At 67.9% G+C, this 14,255-nt stretch carries 12 protein-coding genes; 7 read left to right on the forward strand and 5 right to left on the reverse strand.

Annotation, left to right across the window (positions count from 1 at the left end):
- Positions 1-16 precede the first annotated feature (16 nt).
- Positions 17-514, forward strand: coding sequence for a single-stranded DNA-binding protein (gene ssb, locus AC3IPP_RS05795; protein ID WP_489150687.1), 498 nt, complete (start codon positions 17-19; stop codon positions 512-514).
- Between the two features lie 64 nt (positions 515-578).
- Here the strand turns inward: ssb and AC3IPP_RS05800 are convergent, their stop codons facing one another.
- Positions 579-1,145 (reverse strand): nucleoside 2-deoxyribosyltransferase domain-containing protein, encoded by a 567-nt coding sequence (locus AC3IPP_RS05800; protein WP_489150688.1) that lies wholly within the window; start codon positions 1,143-1,145, stop codon positions 579-581.
- A 100-nt stretch (positions 1,146-1,245) separates the two neighbouring features.
- Between AC3IPP_RS05800 and AC3IPP_RS05805 the strand changes: the two genes are divergently transcribed.
- Complete coding sequence (locus AC3IPP_RS05805; RefSeq protein WP_489150689.1) at positions 1,246-2,160, forward strand: DMT family transporter; 915 nt, start codon at positions 1,246-1,248, stop codon at positions 2,158-2,160.
- 4 nt (positions 2,161-2,164) lie between these two features.
- Here the strand turns inward: AC3IPP_RS05805 and AC3IPP_RS05810 are convergent, their stop codons facing one another.
- A complete protein-coding gene (locus tag AC3IPP_RS05810) occupies positions 2,165-2,650 on the reverse strand; it encodes a superoxide dismutase family protein (RefSeq protein WP_489151045.1) in 486 nt (161 codons plus the stop codon).
- A gap of 249 nt (positions 2,651-2,899) precedes the next feature.
- On the opposite strand from AC3IPP_RS05810, the gene gyrA reads away from it, so the two are divergent.
- From gyrA to AC3IPP_RS05835, 5 genes are read left to right on the forward strand one after another with little or no spacing between them, the layout of a single operon-like run.
- On the forward strand, positions 2,900-5,671 hold the full coding sequence (gene gyrA, locus AC3IPP_RS05815) for a DNA gyrase subunit A (RefSeq protein ID WP_489150690.1): 2,772 nt from the start codon (positions 2,900-2,902) through the stop codon (positions 5,669-5,671).
- 6 nt (positions 5,672-5,677) lie between these two features.
- A complete protein-coding gene (locus tag AC3IPP_RS05820; RefSeq protein ID WP_489150691.1) occupies positions 5,678-6,481 on the forward strand; it encodes an aminotransferase class IV in 804 nt (267 codons plus the stop codon).
- Between the two features lie 54 nt (positions 6,482-6,535).
- The gene (gene coaD, locus AC3IPP_RS05825; protein ID WP_489150692.1) at positions 6,536-7,021 is read left to right on the forward strand and encodes a pantetheine-phosphate adenylyltransferase; all 486 of its coding nucleotides are present in this window, start codon (positions 6,536-6,538) and stop codon (positions 7,019-7,021) included.
- A gap of 26 nt (positions 7,022-7,047) precedes the next feature.
- The gene (locus tag AC3IPP_RS05830) at positions 7,048-7,881 is read left to right on the forward strand and encodes a peptidylprolyl isomerase (protein ID WP_179205075.1); all 834 of its coding nucleotides are present in this window, start codon (positions 7,048-7,050) and stop codon (positions 7,879-7,881) included.
- Positions 7,882-7,916: 35 nt separating this feature from the next.
- Positions 7,917-8,810 carry a peptidylprolyl isomerase gene (locus AC3IPP_RS05835; RefSeq protein ID WP_489150693.1) on the forward strand — a complete coding sequence of 298 codons (894 nt, stop codon included), beginning with the start codon at positions 7,917-7,919 and terminating at the stop codon, positions 8,808-8,810.
- Positions 8,811-8,817: 7 nt separating this feature from the next.
- Here AC3IPP_RS05835 and AC3IPP_RS05840 read toward each other — a convergent pair whose 3' ends face one another.
- The 3 genes from AC3IPP_RS05840 to AC3IPP_RS05850 all read right to left on the reverse strand — a co-directional run bounded on the left by AC3IPP_RS05840 (position 8,818) and on the right by AC3IPP_RS05850 (position 14,191).
- The gene (locus AC3IPP_RS05840) at positions 8,818-9,930 is read right to left on the reverse strand and encodes a Ppx/GppA phosphatase family protein (protein ID WP_489150694.1); all 1,113 of its coding nucleotides are present in this window, start codon (positions 9,928-9,930) and stop codon (positions 8,818-8,820) included.
- A gap of 108 nt (positions 9,931-10,038) precedes the next feature.
- Positions 10,039-12,036, reverse strand: coding sequence for a M61 family metallopeptidase (locus AC3IPP_RS05845; protein WP_489150695.1), 1,998 nt, complete (start codon positions 12,034-12,036; stop codon positions 10,039-10,041).
- Between the two features lie 205 nt (positions 12,037-12,241).
- Positions 12,242-14,191, reverse strand: a complete 1,950-nt coding sequence (locus AC3IPP_RS05850) for a M61 family metallopeptidase (RefSeq protein ID WP_489151046.1) — start codon at positions 14,189-14,191, stop codon at positions 12,242-12,244.
- Positions 14,192-14,255 lie beyond the last annotated feature (64 nt).

Raw genomic sequence — 14,255 nt, forward strand, 5'->3', positions numbered from 1 at the left:
ATAAAGGACATCGGTCATGGCGGGCAGCGTCAACAAGGTCATTCTGGTCGGCAACCTGGGTCGCGACCCGGAAATCCGCTCGCTGAACAACGGCGATCGCGTCGCCAACCTGCGTATCGCCACCTCGGAAACCTGGCGCGACAAGGCCACGGGCGAGCGTAAGGAAAAGACCGAGTGGCACTCGGTCGTCATCTTCAACGACAACATCGTCAAGGTGGCCGAGAGCTATCTGAAGAAGGGTTCGACCGTTTACGTCGAAGGCTCGCTGCAGACCCGCAAGTGGACCGATCAGCAGGGCGTCGAAAAGTATTCGACCGAGATCGTCATCCAGCGTTTCAACGGCCAGCTGACCATGCTGGGCGGCCGTAGCGACAGCCAGGGCGGCGGCGGTGATCGCGGCGGCTATGGCGGCGGTCGCGACGACGACTATTCCTCGGGCTTCTCGACCGGCGGCGCCAACAAGCCCTCGGGTCCGAAGGAAAGCTACGACCTGAACGACGACATTCCGTTCTAAGGTTCGTTCAGCGGAACATGAAGGCCGCGCCTCTGCTGGGGGCGCGGCCTTTTTCAATGAAGGATCAACGCGCGAAGCGGCCCTTCTCGGCGGCTTCGGTCAGGGCCTGACGGACGGCGGCGGTCAGTTCGTCCATGGTCTGCACCTGACGCACGCCATAGGCGCGGGCGGTGATGTCGACGTTGCCCTTGCGCCAGAAGCCTTCGGGGGCCAGCACGATCAGCTTTCCGCCGCGCGCGTGCAGGCCCATTTCCAGCAGGCTGATCGGGCTTTGCGTGCCTGGCGCGAAATACATGACGATGACGTCGGCGTTTTCCAGCGCGGCCAGCTCCCACTCGACCTGGCGGCGGAACTCCGGCTCGTCCGCCTCGGGCCGCCAGGCGGGGTTCCAGTCGGGACGGCGCGGATTCAAGACCGTGACGTCCATGTCGCCCAGAGCTTGCGTCAGCGCCGCCTGCCAGTCGGGCGCGCCGCCCATGTCGATGCTGCCGCCCAGAAAGACGCGGGGCCGTGAGGCGTCGATCGGCAGGGGCTGGGGCGAGACCACGACTGTCGGCTCCGCGGTTGCGGGCGCTGCGGCTATGCAGGCGGACAGGACGGCGAGGGCGGACAGCAGGGCAGGGGTCTTCATGGCGGCCTCTATAGCCGACAGGGCGGGCGGTTGTGCAGGGTAACCTGCGGTCATGCTTCGTGAGAGGCCAATCGTCGCGCCCTGTGGCAAGCATGGAGGCGTGTCCAGTTCCTCCTCTTCCTCCGCACCGCACGCGCTGACGCCGCTCGAGATCGCCGCCATCGTGGCCGTTCTGGTCATCTGGGGGGTGAATAACGCCGCCGCCAAGGTCGCGACAGAGGTGTTGCCGCCGCTGATGACGGGGGCGCTGCGTTTCGCCATCGCCGCCGCTTGCCTAGTCTGGTTCGTGCGGCCGCCGTTCCCAAACTGGAAGAGCCTGCTGATCATCGCCGTGGTGGGCGGGCCGATCCACTACGGTCTGATCTACCTGGCCTTTTGGCTGGCCAATGACGTCAGCCCGGTGACGGTGGCGACCCAGCTTTGGATTCCGCTGACGTCGCTGTTCGCCTTCCTGCTGCTGGGCGAGCGGATTTCACGGATGGGGACAGTCGGCCTGGTGATCGCCTTCCTGGGCGTGGCCTGGATGACGCTGGACCCCCATGCCCTGCAGGACTGGAAGGCCATCCTGGTGGGGGCGCTTGGCGCCTCGGCCTGGGCGCTGACGACGGTGATCGCGCGGCGCACGACCTCGATCCCGCCGCTGAAGATGCAGGGCCTGCTGGCGCTGATGGCGTTTCCGGCCCTAACCCTCGGCTCGGCCCTGTTCGAGACGGGGCAGTGGGAGGCGGCCAAGGCGGCGACGCCGCTGGTGTGGGGCACGCTGGTCTGGGCGGGGGTGATTTCGTCCGTGTTCGCGACCAGCCTGATGTTCTGGCTGGTGCAGCGGCGCGAGGCCGGGCGGGTGACGCCCTATCTGCTGGGCTCGCCTCTGGTGTCGATCATGATCGGCGGGCTGTTCATGGGCGATGTGCTGACGCCGCAGATTCTGACCGGCGTGGCGATCGCCCTGGCGGGCGTGGTCACGGTGGCCCTGGGGGAGCGCGGCTTGCGCGCCGGCGCTCCCGCCAAGGTTTAGTTGCTTACTGCGCCTTGATGACCGCGCAGGCCACGCGGTCGCCCGCGCCGCCGATCGGCTGGCTGGAATGGTCGTCGGCGTTGGCGTGGATCACCAGGGCCGAGCCGTCGGCGTCCAGCAGCCACTGGCCGGGGCCGTTCTGCGACAGGCGGGCGTGGCTGGTGAAGACCTCGGCGTTCACGGCGCCGGCGGCGTCGGCGAAGACGTTGGGCAGGTCGCCGTCATCGGGGCCCTCGGCGTTCAGCAGACCGTGGGGCTTCTTGGGATCGCCGTGATTGATGTGTGCGCCGGCCGAGGTGAAGGGCGCCTCGCACTGGCCCGTGGCGTGGATGTGGATGCCGTGCCAGCCGGGCGTCAGGCCCGCAGCCTCGACCTTGATCAGCAGGCCGGTCGAGCCTTGCGTCAGGGTGGCCTTGCCGATGTCGGCGCCCTGGCCGTTGATGATGGCAACCTGCGAGGTCTGGCCGGGCGCAGCGCGCATCATGGCCATGTGCGAGGCGTGTTGATCCGGCGTATGGCCTGCATGGCCCGCATGCTGTTGCGCCGAGGCGGCGCCGGCGACGAGAGCGATCGCCAGAACGCTGGGAGCGATGAAAACGGCTGGGGTCAAACGCATGAATTTCCTGTCCTTTTATATGCGGGGATTTCAGCGGCGTTTCTTTGCCACCACGGCCCCCTGATGATAGAAACCTGAATAGCGGATCACGTTCCGATTCCGGCCATCTAAAGCCTGATTTCCTTGACCGACGACAGCTACCAAAACGCCGCCCCTTCGGCGCCGGGCGATATTTCGACCATCACCATCGAGGATGAGCTGAAACGCTCCTACCTCGACTACGCCATGAGCGTGATCGTCAGCCGCGCCCTGCCTGACGCGCGCGACGGTCTGAAGCCTGTTCACCGCCGCATCCTGTACTCGATGCACGACCTGAACATGACGCCCGAGCGGTCGTATTCGAAGTGCGCCCGCGTGGTCGGCGACGTGCTGGGCCGGTTCCACCCGCACGGCGACGCCTCGGTCTACATGGCGTTGGTGCGGATGGCGCAGCCCTTCTCGATGGGGCTGATGCTGGTCGACGGTCAGGGCAACTTCGGCTCGGTCGACGGCGATATGCCGGCCTCCATGCGTTACACCGAGGCCAAGATGGCCCCGGCGGCGGTGGCCTTGCTGACCGATATCGAAAAAGACACGGTCGATTTCCAGCCGAACTACGACGAGAAGGAGCTGGAGCCCGTCGTCCTGCCGGCGCGGATTCCGAACCTGCTGCTCAACGGCGCGGGCGGCATCGCCGTCGGCATGGCGACCAACATCCCGCCGCACAATCTGCGCGAAGTGATCGACGCCGCGGTCGCCCTGCTGGACGACCCGGACGTGTCGGACGACGCCCTGCTGGACATCGTGCCGGGACCGGATTTCCCCACGGGCGGCGAGATCATGGGCCGCACGGCTCCGCGGAACGCCCTGCGCGACGGGCGCGGCTCGGTCATTGTGCGCGGGCGCGCCTCGGTTGAGGAGATCCGCAAGGATCGCGACGCCATCGTCATCACCGAACTGCCGTTCCAGGTGAACAAGCAGACCCTGATCGAACGCATCGCCGAAATGGTGCGTGAGAAGCGTCTGGAAGGCATTTCCGACGTCCGCGACGAGTCCGACCGTCTGGGCATGCGCATCGTCATCGAGCTGAAGCGCGACGCTTCGGGCGATGTGATCCTGAACCAGCTGTATCGCTACACGGCGCTGCAAAGCTCGTTCGGCGTCAACATGCTGGCGCTGAACCACGGCCGTCCCGAGCAGATGGGCCTGCGCAAGCTGCTGGAGCTGTTCCTCGAATTCCGCGAGGAAGTGGTCGTCCGCCGGGTCAAGTTCGAACTGGCCAAGGCCCGCGATCGCGGCCACGTCCTGGTCGGTCTGGCGGTCGCGGTCGCCAATATCGACGAGGTGATCCACATCATCCGCAGCTCGGCCGACCCGGCCGAGGCGCGCGAGCGGCTGCAGGCCAAGGCCTGGCCGGTCGGGGACATGATGGCCCTGGTCGAACTGATCGCCGACCCGCGCACCGTGCTGGTCGAGGGTGACAAGATCCGCCTGACCGATGAACAGGCTCGCGCCATCCTGGCCCTGACGCTGTCGCGTCTGACGGGTCTGGGGCGTGACGACATCTTCGGCGAGGCGCGTGGCCTGGCCGACACCATTCAGGGCCACCTGACCATTCTGTCGGATCGCAAGAACGTCCTGGCCATCATCCGCGAAGACCTGTTGCTGGTGAAGGATCAGTTCGGCGTCGAGCGTCGCACCCTGATCGGCGAAGGCGACGCCGAGATGGAGGACGAAGACCTGATCCCGCGCGAGGACATGGTCGTGACCGTGACCCACTCGGGCTACGTCAAGCGGGTGGCGCTGAACGCCTATCGGACCCAGCATCGCGGCGGCAAGGGTCGCAGCGGCATGTCGATGAAGGACGAGGACGCCGTCACCAGCGTCTTCAGCGCCTCGACCCACACGCCGGTCCTGTTCTTCGCCACCAACGGCAAGGCCTATAAGCTGAAGACTTGGCGCCTGCCGCTGGGCAACCCGCAGTCGCGCGGCAAGGCCTTCGTCAACCTGCTGCCCATCGAGCCGGGCGACAGCATCATGAACGTGCTGCCCCTGCCGGAAGACGAAACGACCTGGGGCGACTACGACATCATGTTCGCCACCCAGTCGGGCGACGTGCGCCGCAACAAGCTCAGCGACTTCGCCACGGTGAACCGCGCGGGCAAGATCGCCATGAAGCTGGAAGACGGCGACGGCATGGTCGGCGTCGGTCTATGCACGGCCGAGGACGACGTGCTGCTGACGACCGCTCTGGGCCGGGCCATTCGCTTCAAGGCCGACGACGTGCGCGTGTTCAAGGGCCGCGACTCGACCGGCGTGCGGGGCATCCGCCTGCAGGACGGGGATACTGTCATCTCCATGGCCATCCTGGGCCGTGTGGACGCGACGCCGGAAGAACGCGCCGCCTATGTCAAACACGCCAACGCCATGCGTAAGGCGCTGGCCGGGGCCGACGCAGAAGAGGATGTCGTTGCGGTCGAGGCCGACGACGAAGAGGCCGGCGACGCCCCGATCTCGCCCGAGCGTATCGCCGCCTTGGGCGCGGCCGAGCAGTTCATTCTGACGGTCACGGAAACCGGCTTCGGCAAGCGGTCCTCGGCCTATGAGTATCGCCGCACGGGTCGCGGCGGACAGGGGCTGACGGCCCACGGTCTGGGCGGTCGCGCGGGCATGCGCCTGGCCGCGGCCTTCCCGGTCGAGGAGAGCGACGATCTGATGCTGGTCACGGACGGCGGCCAGATGATCCGCACCCCGGTCGGCCAGGTCCGCATCGTCGGCCGCTCCAGCCAGGGCGTGACCATCTTCCGCACCGGCAAGGACGAGAAGGTCGTCTCGGTCGAGCGTCTGGCGGATACGGGCGGCGACGACGACGGCGACGTCAGCGAGGCGTCGACCGACGAGGGCGGCGAGGCCTGATCCTGCATGGCCGTCGCTCCTGAACTCTGGATCGACGGCCGTCCTGCCGGGATTGAAGATCTGGGCCATCAGGCTCTGATCAACTACGGCGCCCTGACCTCTTTCCGCGTGGAAGGGGGCGAAGTTCGCGGGCTGGATCGCCATCTGGATCGCCTCAACCGCTCGGCGATCGAGCTGTTCGGCGAGGCGGTCGCCGAAGAACGCCTGCGCGATCTGGTGCGCGCAGCCCTGGCGGGGCGGATGGACGCGTGGCTGCGCATCAGCCTGTTTTCAAATGAACTTTCCCTGCGCCGGCCGGACTGGATCGGCGCGCCGCAGGTGATGATCAGCGTTTCGGCGGCGCCGACGCCCCTGCCGCACGGGGTGCGCCTGCAAAGCCAGGTTCATATGCGCGAGACGCCGCATCTGAAGCATGTGGCCGCGATGGGCTTGTTGCGAGCGCGGCGTCTGGCGCGACTGGCGGGCTATGACGACGCCCTGTTCACCGACGACGAGGGCCGGGTTTCCGAAGGCTCGCTGTGGAATGTCGGCTTCATTCAGGGCGAGACGGTGGTCTGGCCGGACGCGCCCATGCTGGACGGCGTGGCGCAGGCCCTGATCCGCGAGACGCTGGACCGCGCCGGATCGCCGCAGCGGATCGAGATCGTGCGTCTTTCGGACTTGGCGCGTTTTGACGGCGCTTTTCTGTGCAACAGCGCCACGCCCGCGGCGGAAATCGCCGCCATCGACGGCCATGTTTTCACCGGCGCGACGGATGCGGTGCAGCAGATAGGCGCCCTTTGGCGATCACAGCCGTGTCAGAAAATCTAGGCCGTTCATTTCGCACCTGCTAAACGGACCCAAACGATGGGGAGGCCGCTGGCCATGCGTATCGGACTTTATCCGGGCACCTTCGATCCGGTCACCAACGGTCATCTCGATATCATCGGGCGGGCGGTCAAGCTGGTGGACCGACTGGTCATCGGCGTCGCCCAGAACGACGACAAGGGCCCGCTGTTCACCACCGCCGAGCGGGTCGAGATGCTCAAGGCCGAGGTGGCGCGTTTCAACGCCGACATCGAAGTGCGGCCCTTTTCCAGCCTGCTGATGCACTTCGCCGAGGAACTGGACGCCAGCGTCATCATACGCGGCCTGCGCGCGGTCGCCGATTTCGAGTATGAGTTCCAGATGACGGCGATGAATCAGCGCCTCAACAGCGACATAGAGACGGTGTTCCTGATGGCCGATCCGCGGCATCAGGCCATCGCCTCGCGACTGGTGAAGGAAATCGCCCGGCTGGACGGCCGGATCGACAGCTTCGTCAGTCCGGCGGTTGCCGCGAGCGTGTTGACCAAGGTCAAGAAGGGTTGAGGTCGGGTTTGAAGATCAAGTCTGTGATGGCGCTGGCGGCGGGCATGGCCCTGCTGGCCGGCGGAGCAATGGCTCAGTCGAGCGCCATGTCGAGTGATTGGCGCACGGTGTCGCCCGAGAACCTGTGGGTGATCGACACGGCCAAGGGCCGCATCCTGGTGGAGCTGGAGCCGCGCGCGGCGCCGAACCACATCGAGCGCATTCGCACCCTGACCAATCAGGGCTTTTATGACGGGCTGAAGTTCCATCGCGTCATTCCGAACTTCATGGCCCAGACCGGCGACCCCCAGGGCACCGGCGCGGGCGGCAGCGAACTGCCCGACCTGAAGGGCGAGTTCACCTTCCGTCGCGGCCGCGACAGCGGCTTCGCCCCGGTCGAGAACAGCGGGCCGGGCCTGCGCGGCATCATGGGCTCAATCCCGGTGGTGACCCAGCCCGACGCCCAGATGTTCGTCACGGCGGACTTCAAGACCTCGGCCCAGGGGCTGTTCTGCCCCGGCGTGGCGGGCATGGCGCGCGCCGGTTCGCCCGACAGCGCCAACAGCCAATTCTATCTGATGATGGGCCAGAACGATAATCTGAACGGCGCCTATACGGTCTTCGGCCGAGTGGTGCAGGGCCTGGACGTGGTCAAGGCGCTCAAGGCGGGCAATGACGCCAACGACGGCGCTGTCGGCGCCGACGCGGACGTCATGACGCGGGCGCGGCTGGCCTCGGCCATGCCGGAGGCCGAGCGGCCGACGATCCGTGTCGCCGTGCCCGGTTCGGCGCCGTTCAACGCCGCCGTCGAGGCGGCGCGGGCCGAGAAGGGCGCGTCCTTCGGCATCTGCGATGTCCAACTGCCGGTGCAAGGCGGCTGACGGCGATCATCCACGCCAGGGGAGGGGCGCGGAACATGAGGTACCAACTTCGGATGACCGGGGCGGCGCTGCTCGCGGCCTTGATGGCGAGCGCGGCGACGGCCCAGGACGCGGCGCCGGCGCCCAGCGACGCTGCGCCGCGTGAGGCGGCTCCAGCGATCACCGCCGACGAATGGCGGACGGTGGCGCCGGACAATCTGCTGGTCATCGACACCAGCAAGGGCCGCATCCTGGTGGAGATGACGCCCGAGGCCGCGCCCGGCCATGTCGCCCGTATCCGCCTGTTGGCCAAGGCGGGTTTCTATGACGGCGTGCCGTGGCACCGGGTCATCGACGCCTTCATGGCCCAGACCGGCGATCCGCTGGGCACGGGCGAGGGCCAGAGCTGGCATCCGGACCTGAAGGCCGAGTTCACCTTCCGCCGTGACGCGCAGACGCCGTTCGTCGCCGTGGCGGCCCCTGCGGGCGCTCTGGTCGGTTTCGTCCAGTCCTTGCCGGTGCAGACCCAGCCTGACGCCGTGATGAGGACGACGGCGGACGGCAAGGTCCACGCCTGGGGCCTGTATTGTCCCGGCGTCGCGGGCATGGCGCGCGACGATGCGCCCGACAGCGCCAACAGCCAGTTCTTCCTGATGCGCCAGCCCTATCCGGCGCTGGACAAACGCTACACGGTCTGGGGACGGGTCGTGTCTGGTCTGGACGTCGTGCGCGCCCTGAAGTTCAGCCCCAATCCGGATGGCATCGTGACCGAGCCTGACCGCATGACGCGCGTGCGCGTGGCGGGCGACGTGGCCGAGGGCGAGCGGCCGTCAGTGCGGGTGTTGAGCGCCTCGAGCGCGCCGTTCCGCGCCCTGGTGGAGACCACGCGGGCGGCCAGGGGCGCGGACTTTTCGGTGTGCGACATCGACCTGCCGGTCGAGGTGGACTGACCCGCGCCTATTCGCTTGAAGCGCCGCTCCCGCCGCTGCGTTTGCGACGCCGGCGCCGACGCGGTTTCGGTTGCCGGTCTTCGCGCATCTTCTGCAGCAGCAGGCCTTCGCGCAGGCCGCGGTCGGCCACGCGCACCCGTTCGCACGGCCAGGCGCGCTGAACCGCTTCCAGAATCGCCGCGCCCGCCAGCACCAGATCGGCGCGGTCCGGCCCGATGCAGTTCTCCGCCGCGCGCCCGGCGGGACCGAGGGCGATCAGGCGGTCGGCCGCCCTTTCGCAGTCGCCGCGCGTCATCCAGAGGCCGTCGACCAGATCGCGCTGATAGCGTTTCAGCTCCAGGTGAATGCCCGCCAGGCTGGTGATGGCGCCGGAGGTGCCGACCAGATGGCCGCGCCCGGCGCCGACGCGCGCCAGGAAGTCGGAGCCTTCGGGACCGCCCGTGGCGATGGCGGCGCCGAAGTCGGCGACCATGGCTTCATACCACTCGGGCGGGCTGCCATCCGGTTCGGGGTGGCGTTCGGCCAGGCTGACCACGCCCAGCGGCGCCGACATCCAGGCTGCGGTCTCGAAACCGCGCGGCCCCTTCATCAGCCAGGACAGTTCGGTCGAGCCGCCGCCCACGTCGATCACCAGCACCGCCTCGGCGCGCGGATCGAACAGGTTCAGGCAGCCCGCAACCGACAGGGCGGCTTCCTCGGACGGATCGATGATCCTGAGCCGCAGGCCGGTCCCGCGCCGCACCCGCTCGACGAAGGCGGGGCCGTTTTCAGCCATGCGGCAGGCCTGGGTGGCGACGGCGGTCAGGCGGTTGGGATCGACGCCTTTGCGCACCAGGCGCTCGGCGCACAGGGCTAGGGCGTCATAGGCCCGGTCCATCGCCCGATCATCCAGGCGGCCAGTGCGCGACAGGCTCTCGCCCAGGCGCACGATGCGGCTGAACGAATCCACCACGCGAAAGCCGTCACGCGCCGGACGCGCGATCAGCAGGCGGCAATTATTGGTCCCCAGGTCGAGCGCGCCGTAGAGGGGCGCGTCTCGATCGAAAGCTCCGCTGTTGCGGGGCCTCCGAGGCAGGGACCGCGTGTCGCGCCGTCCGGGCGCGCCAGGGGTCTCCGGCATGGGCCGAGTTCTCATGTGGGCGGTCCGAAGCGGCGCCCGTCTCCGACAGGTTAAACCGCCCCGGCCCATCGCGCCAAGCCGTCATCTGCTCGGCGCGCCTCGAGACCCTTAGCGGCGGCGGGGGCTGAGAATGTCGCCCAGCCGATCCGGCGTGCCGGGAATCCGTTCCAGGCGCGGGTAGCGCAGGCCGTCGTGATAGTCGAAATCGACGGTGCGGTAGCGGTCGCCGTTCTTGAGCAGCAGACGGATCGGGGCGTCGGTTCCCTTGGCGGCGGTGACGGCGTCGCGCAGCTTCTCGGCCGAGGCGGCCACGTCGTTGACGGCGACCAGCTCCCAACCCGGCCCGATGTCGGCCTCGAAGGCGCGGCCGCCCCAGCGGACGCCGGTCAGCTTGTTCGACGAGGACAGGGTGAAGCCCAGGGAATACTGGAAGTCGTTGGCCCAGCCCGACTGGATGCGTTTCTCGTCCGCCGTCAGGCTGTCCGTGTAGGTCAGGCGGTAGCCGCCGCGCGCCAGACCGTCCAGCGGGGCCCTGGCGTCTGGGCCGGCAGCGTCCAGGCGCGTGCGCAGGAAGGTCGCCCAGTCGTGCGGGTGGACCGCGTTCAGCGCCGCCACCACGTCGTCGAACGTATAGCCGCGCGGCGCCCAGGAGCCGTTGTCGCCGCCGAAGAAGCCCTTGGCGAAGTCGTCCAGCGAGTTCTTGCCGCCCGTCGCCTCGCGGATCAGGGTGTCGGCGTCCAGCCAGATCAGCAGGGCCTCGCGGTAGTAGTCGCCGGTGCCGCGCATCCACGACGAATAGGGGTTCGAGGTGCGGTAGCCGAGCAGGTTGTGGTTGTTCGTATCCTGCAGCGGGCGCCATTCGCGGCCCGGCTGGTTGTCGTAGAAGGCCGCGACCTCGGCGAAGCTGGTCAGGATGTCGGCCTTGGACGCCAGCCCTGAGCGCGCCGTCAGCACGTCGCCCCAGTATTCCGTCTGGCCCTCATAGACCCACAGAAGCGTGTTCTGGGTCGGGATGTTGTGGTTGGCGGTCAGTTCATCGACCGGGCGCTGGCGCTTGCCGTTCCAGGCGTGGACGAACTCGTGCGGCAGCAGGCCGACGGCGCCCAGATTCTTGCCCCAGCTGGTGAAGAAATCGGTCGGGACCGAGTTCTCGGACGAGCGGTGATGCTCCAGCCCGATGCCGCCCATCTTCGCCGTGGCGGCCACCAGGAAGTCGTAACGGTCATAGGGGCGGGCGCCGAACAGGCGGTCGGACTGCGTGACCAGGTTCTCGAACCAGCCCAGCTGCTCGGCCGTGGGGGCCAGATCCTTGGCCGCATCGGCGACAATGTTCAGGTGGACCGCGCCTTCGCCGTCGCCCCGGCGCGGGTCGATGGCGATGCGCTGGAAGTTGGCGCCGCCGAACAGGGGGCTGTCGATCAGGGTGTAGAGGTCGGTCGGCTTGAAGGTGGCCAGGCCGTCGACGAAGCTTTCGGTATCCAGCGCCACGCCGTATTTCCAGCCCTGCGGCAGGCGGATCGACGGGGCGAAGGTGATGCCTGTCGAGCGATAGCCCGCCGGATAGAGCAGGGCCTTCTCCCACTGCAGATTGACCATCTCGGGCGTCATGACCACGCGCCAGGTCGAGCTGTCCGGCTGGGTCAGCCACTGGAAGTCGACGGTGATCTCGCTGACGCCCTGCGGCACCTCGATGTGGAAGGCGTAGGGATCGATGGTGTCGCGCAGCCAGTCGATGCGCTGCCCGCCGCCCTGGATGGTCACGCCCGATACCAGCTGGATCGGGCCGGTCGCCGCATGGTTGCCGGGCAGGAATTTCGGATAGAGCAGGACCAGGGGGCCGGGCGTGACCGGGATGGTCTGGCGCACGCGGACGATCTTCTTCTCGATGTCGGTGGCGTCGACCTCATAGCGGATGACGCCGGGATAGGCCTCGGCCGTCGGCGCCGGGATCGGCGGCAGGGCGCGGGGCAGGGCCAGCGGCGTGTTCTGAGGCGTCGGCGCGGACGGCGCCTGCGAGCCGGTCCATTGCTGAGCAAGCGCGGTCGAGGCGGCCGAGGTGAGCAGCAGGGCGAGGGCGGCGGCGGGCAGGCGTCGAGTCAGGGTCATGTCGGTTCTGTAGCGGCGTTTTTGTCTGGGAGCGACCTTCTCCCTCCCCTTCATGGGGAGGGTGGTCGAAGCGAAGCGAAGACCGGGTGGGGAGGGCTTGGTGATCAGGGCGCGGCGTTTGAGCAACCTGGCCGCCCCCACCCGGCTTCGGCCTGCGGCCTCAGCCACCCTCCCCGGGACGGGGAGGGAGAGGCGTGTGCGCGTGTTATCGACGGCGAGGCGACAGGATGTCGCCCAGGCGGTCGGGCGTTCCCTCGATCCGCTCAAGATGCGGATAGCGCAGGCCGTCGTGGTAATCGAAACGCACCGTCTTGAAGCGGTCGCCGTTCTTCAGGATCAGCTCGATCGGCTCCGACGTCCCCTTGGCGGCGGACACGGCCTCCTTCAGCACATCGGCCGAGGTGGCGCGGCCGCCGACGGCGACGACTTCCCAGCCTGAGGTCAGCCCCTGCTCGAACGCCGGACCGCCCCACAGAACGGAGGTGATCTTGTTCGACCCGTTCATCATGAAGCCGAGCGAATAGGTGAAGTCGTTGCGGCCCAGCTCTTTATAGAGGGCGCCCATATAGCCGGACGGTTCTTCCTTGAAGACCAGGCGGTAGCCGCCGCGTTCGAACCCGTCGAGCGGCCCACGCGAGTCGGGGCCGACCGCGTCCAGTCGCTCGCGCAGGAAGGCGGCCCAGTCGTTCGCCTGCACCCCGTTCAGGGTCGAGGCCACATCGGCGAAGGTATAGGGGGCCGGGTCCCAGTTCCCGTCCTCGACGCCGAAGAAGGCCTTGGCGAAGTCATCCAGCGACTTCTTCCCGCCTGTGCGCTCGCGGATCAGGGTGTCGGCGTCCAGCCAGACCAGCGCGCCTTCGCGGTAGTAATCCTCGCTGCGCTGATAGCTGCTCCAGGGCTGTGGGCGGCGCTGGCTGATGATCGGGTCGTTGGTGGTGTCCTGCATGGCGCGCCACTGGCGGCCGGGGATGTGCTGGAAGCTGGCGGCGCTCATGGCCAGGACGTCCAGGGCCTGCTGCTTGGACATCAGCCCGGCGCGGGCGGTCAGGACCAGGCCCCAATACTGCGTCTGGCCCTCATAGACCCACATCAGGGAGTTCTGCAGCGGTTCGTTCAGATTGGGCGTCAGCTGGTCGGCCGGACGGCGCCATTTGCCGTTCCAGCTGTGGGTGTACTCGTGACCCAGCAGGTCGCGGTCGGCCAGGGTCGCCTCGCGGTCGGTGAAGTACTTCACATCGACGCTGTTCTCGGACGAGCGGTGATGCTCCAGGCCGATGCCGCCCAGCTTGTCCGTCACGGCCAGCAGGAAGTCGTAGTGGTTGAAGTGGCGCGCGCCGAACAGGCGGTCGGCCTGCTGCACCAGGTTGCGGTGCAGCTGGACGTGCTCGTCCGTCGCTCCCAGCATCTTGGCGTCATCGGCCACGACGTTCAGGCGCACCGGCGAGCGGCCGCCCGGGTCGAGATCGATCTGGCGATAGTGGGCGCCGGCGAAGACGGGGCTATCGGCCAGATGCTCCAGCGTGATGGGGGCGAAGGTCGCCAGGCCGTTCTCGAAGCTGACGGTGTCCAGGGCGACGCCGTAATTCCAGCCCTGGGGCAGCTTCAGCGTCGGCTGGAAGGTGATCTGGCGAGAATAATAGCCCGCCGGATAGAGCAGGGCCTTCTCCCACTGGATGTTCAGCATCTCGGGCGTGACGACGACGCGGCCCTGATTGCCTTCGATGGGCGTCAGCCACTGGAAGGCGGCCTCGACCTCGGTGACGCCGGCCGGAACCTCGATCTGATAGGCCCAGGGCTGGACGGTGTTGCGCACCCACTCCAGGCGCCGGCCCTCGGCGGTGAAGGTCAGGCCGCCGACGTTGGCGACGGGGCCGACCGGGCCGTGGTTGCCGGGAATCCACTGCGGATAGAAGAGGATCAGAGGGCCGGGGCCGCTGACCGGAATGGTCTGGCGCACCTGGATCAGGCGGCGGTCGATGTCGGTCGCGTCGACATCCAGCTTGATGACGCCGGGATAGGCTTCGTCCTTGGCCGCCGGGATCGGCGCCAGGGCGACGGGCAGGGCGGGCGTGCCCACCTGGGCCAGTGCCGAACCGGCGCTGAACAGCAAGGCGGACGCGCAGGCGGTGACAAGCAGGCGTGTGGCGGGACGCATCATCAGGGGGACTTTCCGGCAAGGCGGCGAGGACGCAGCAGATCACTGTGCGTCGCGGCTATGG

Source organism: Brevundimonas sp. KH_060 (genome assembly GCF_057838275.1).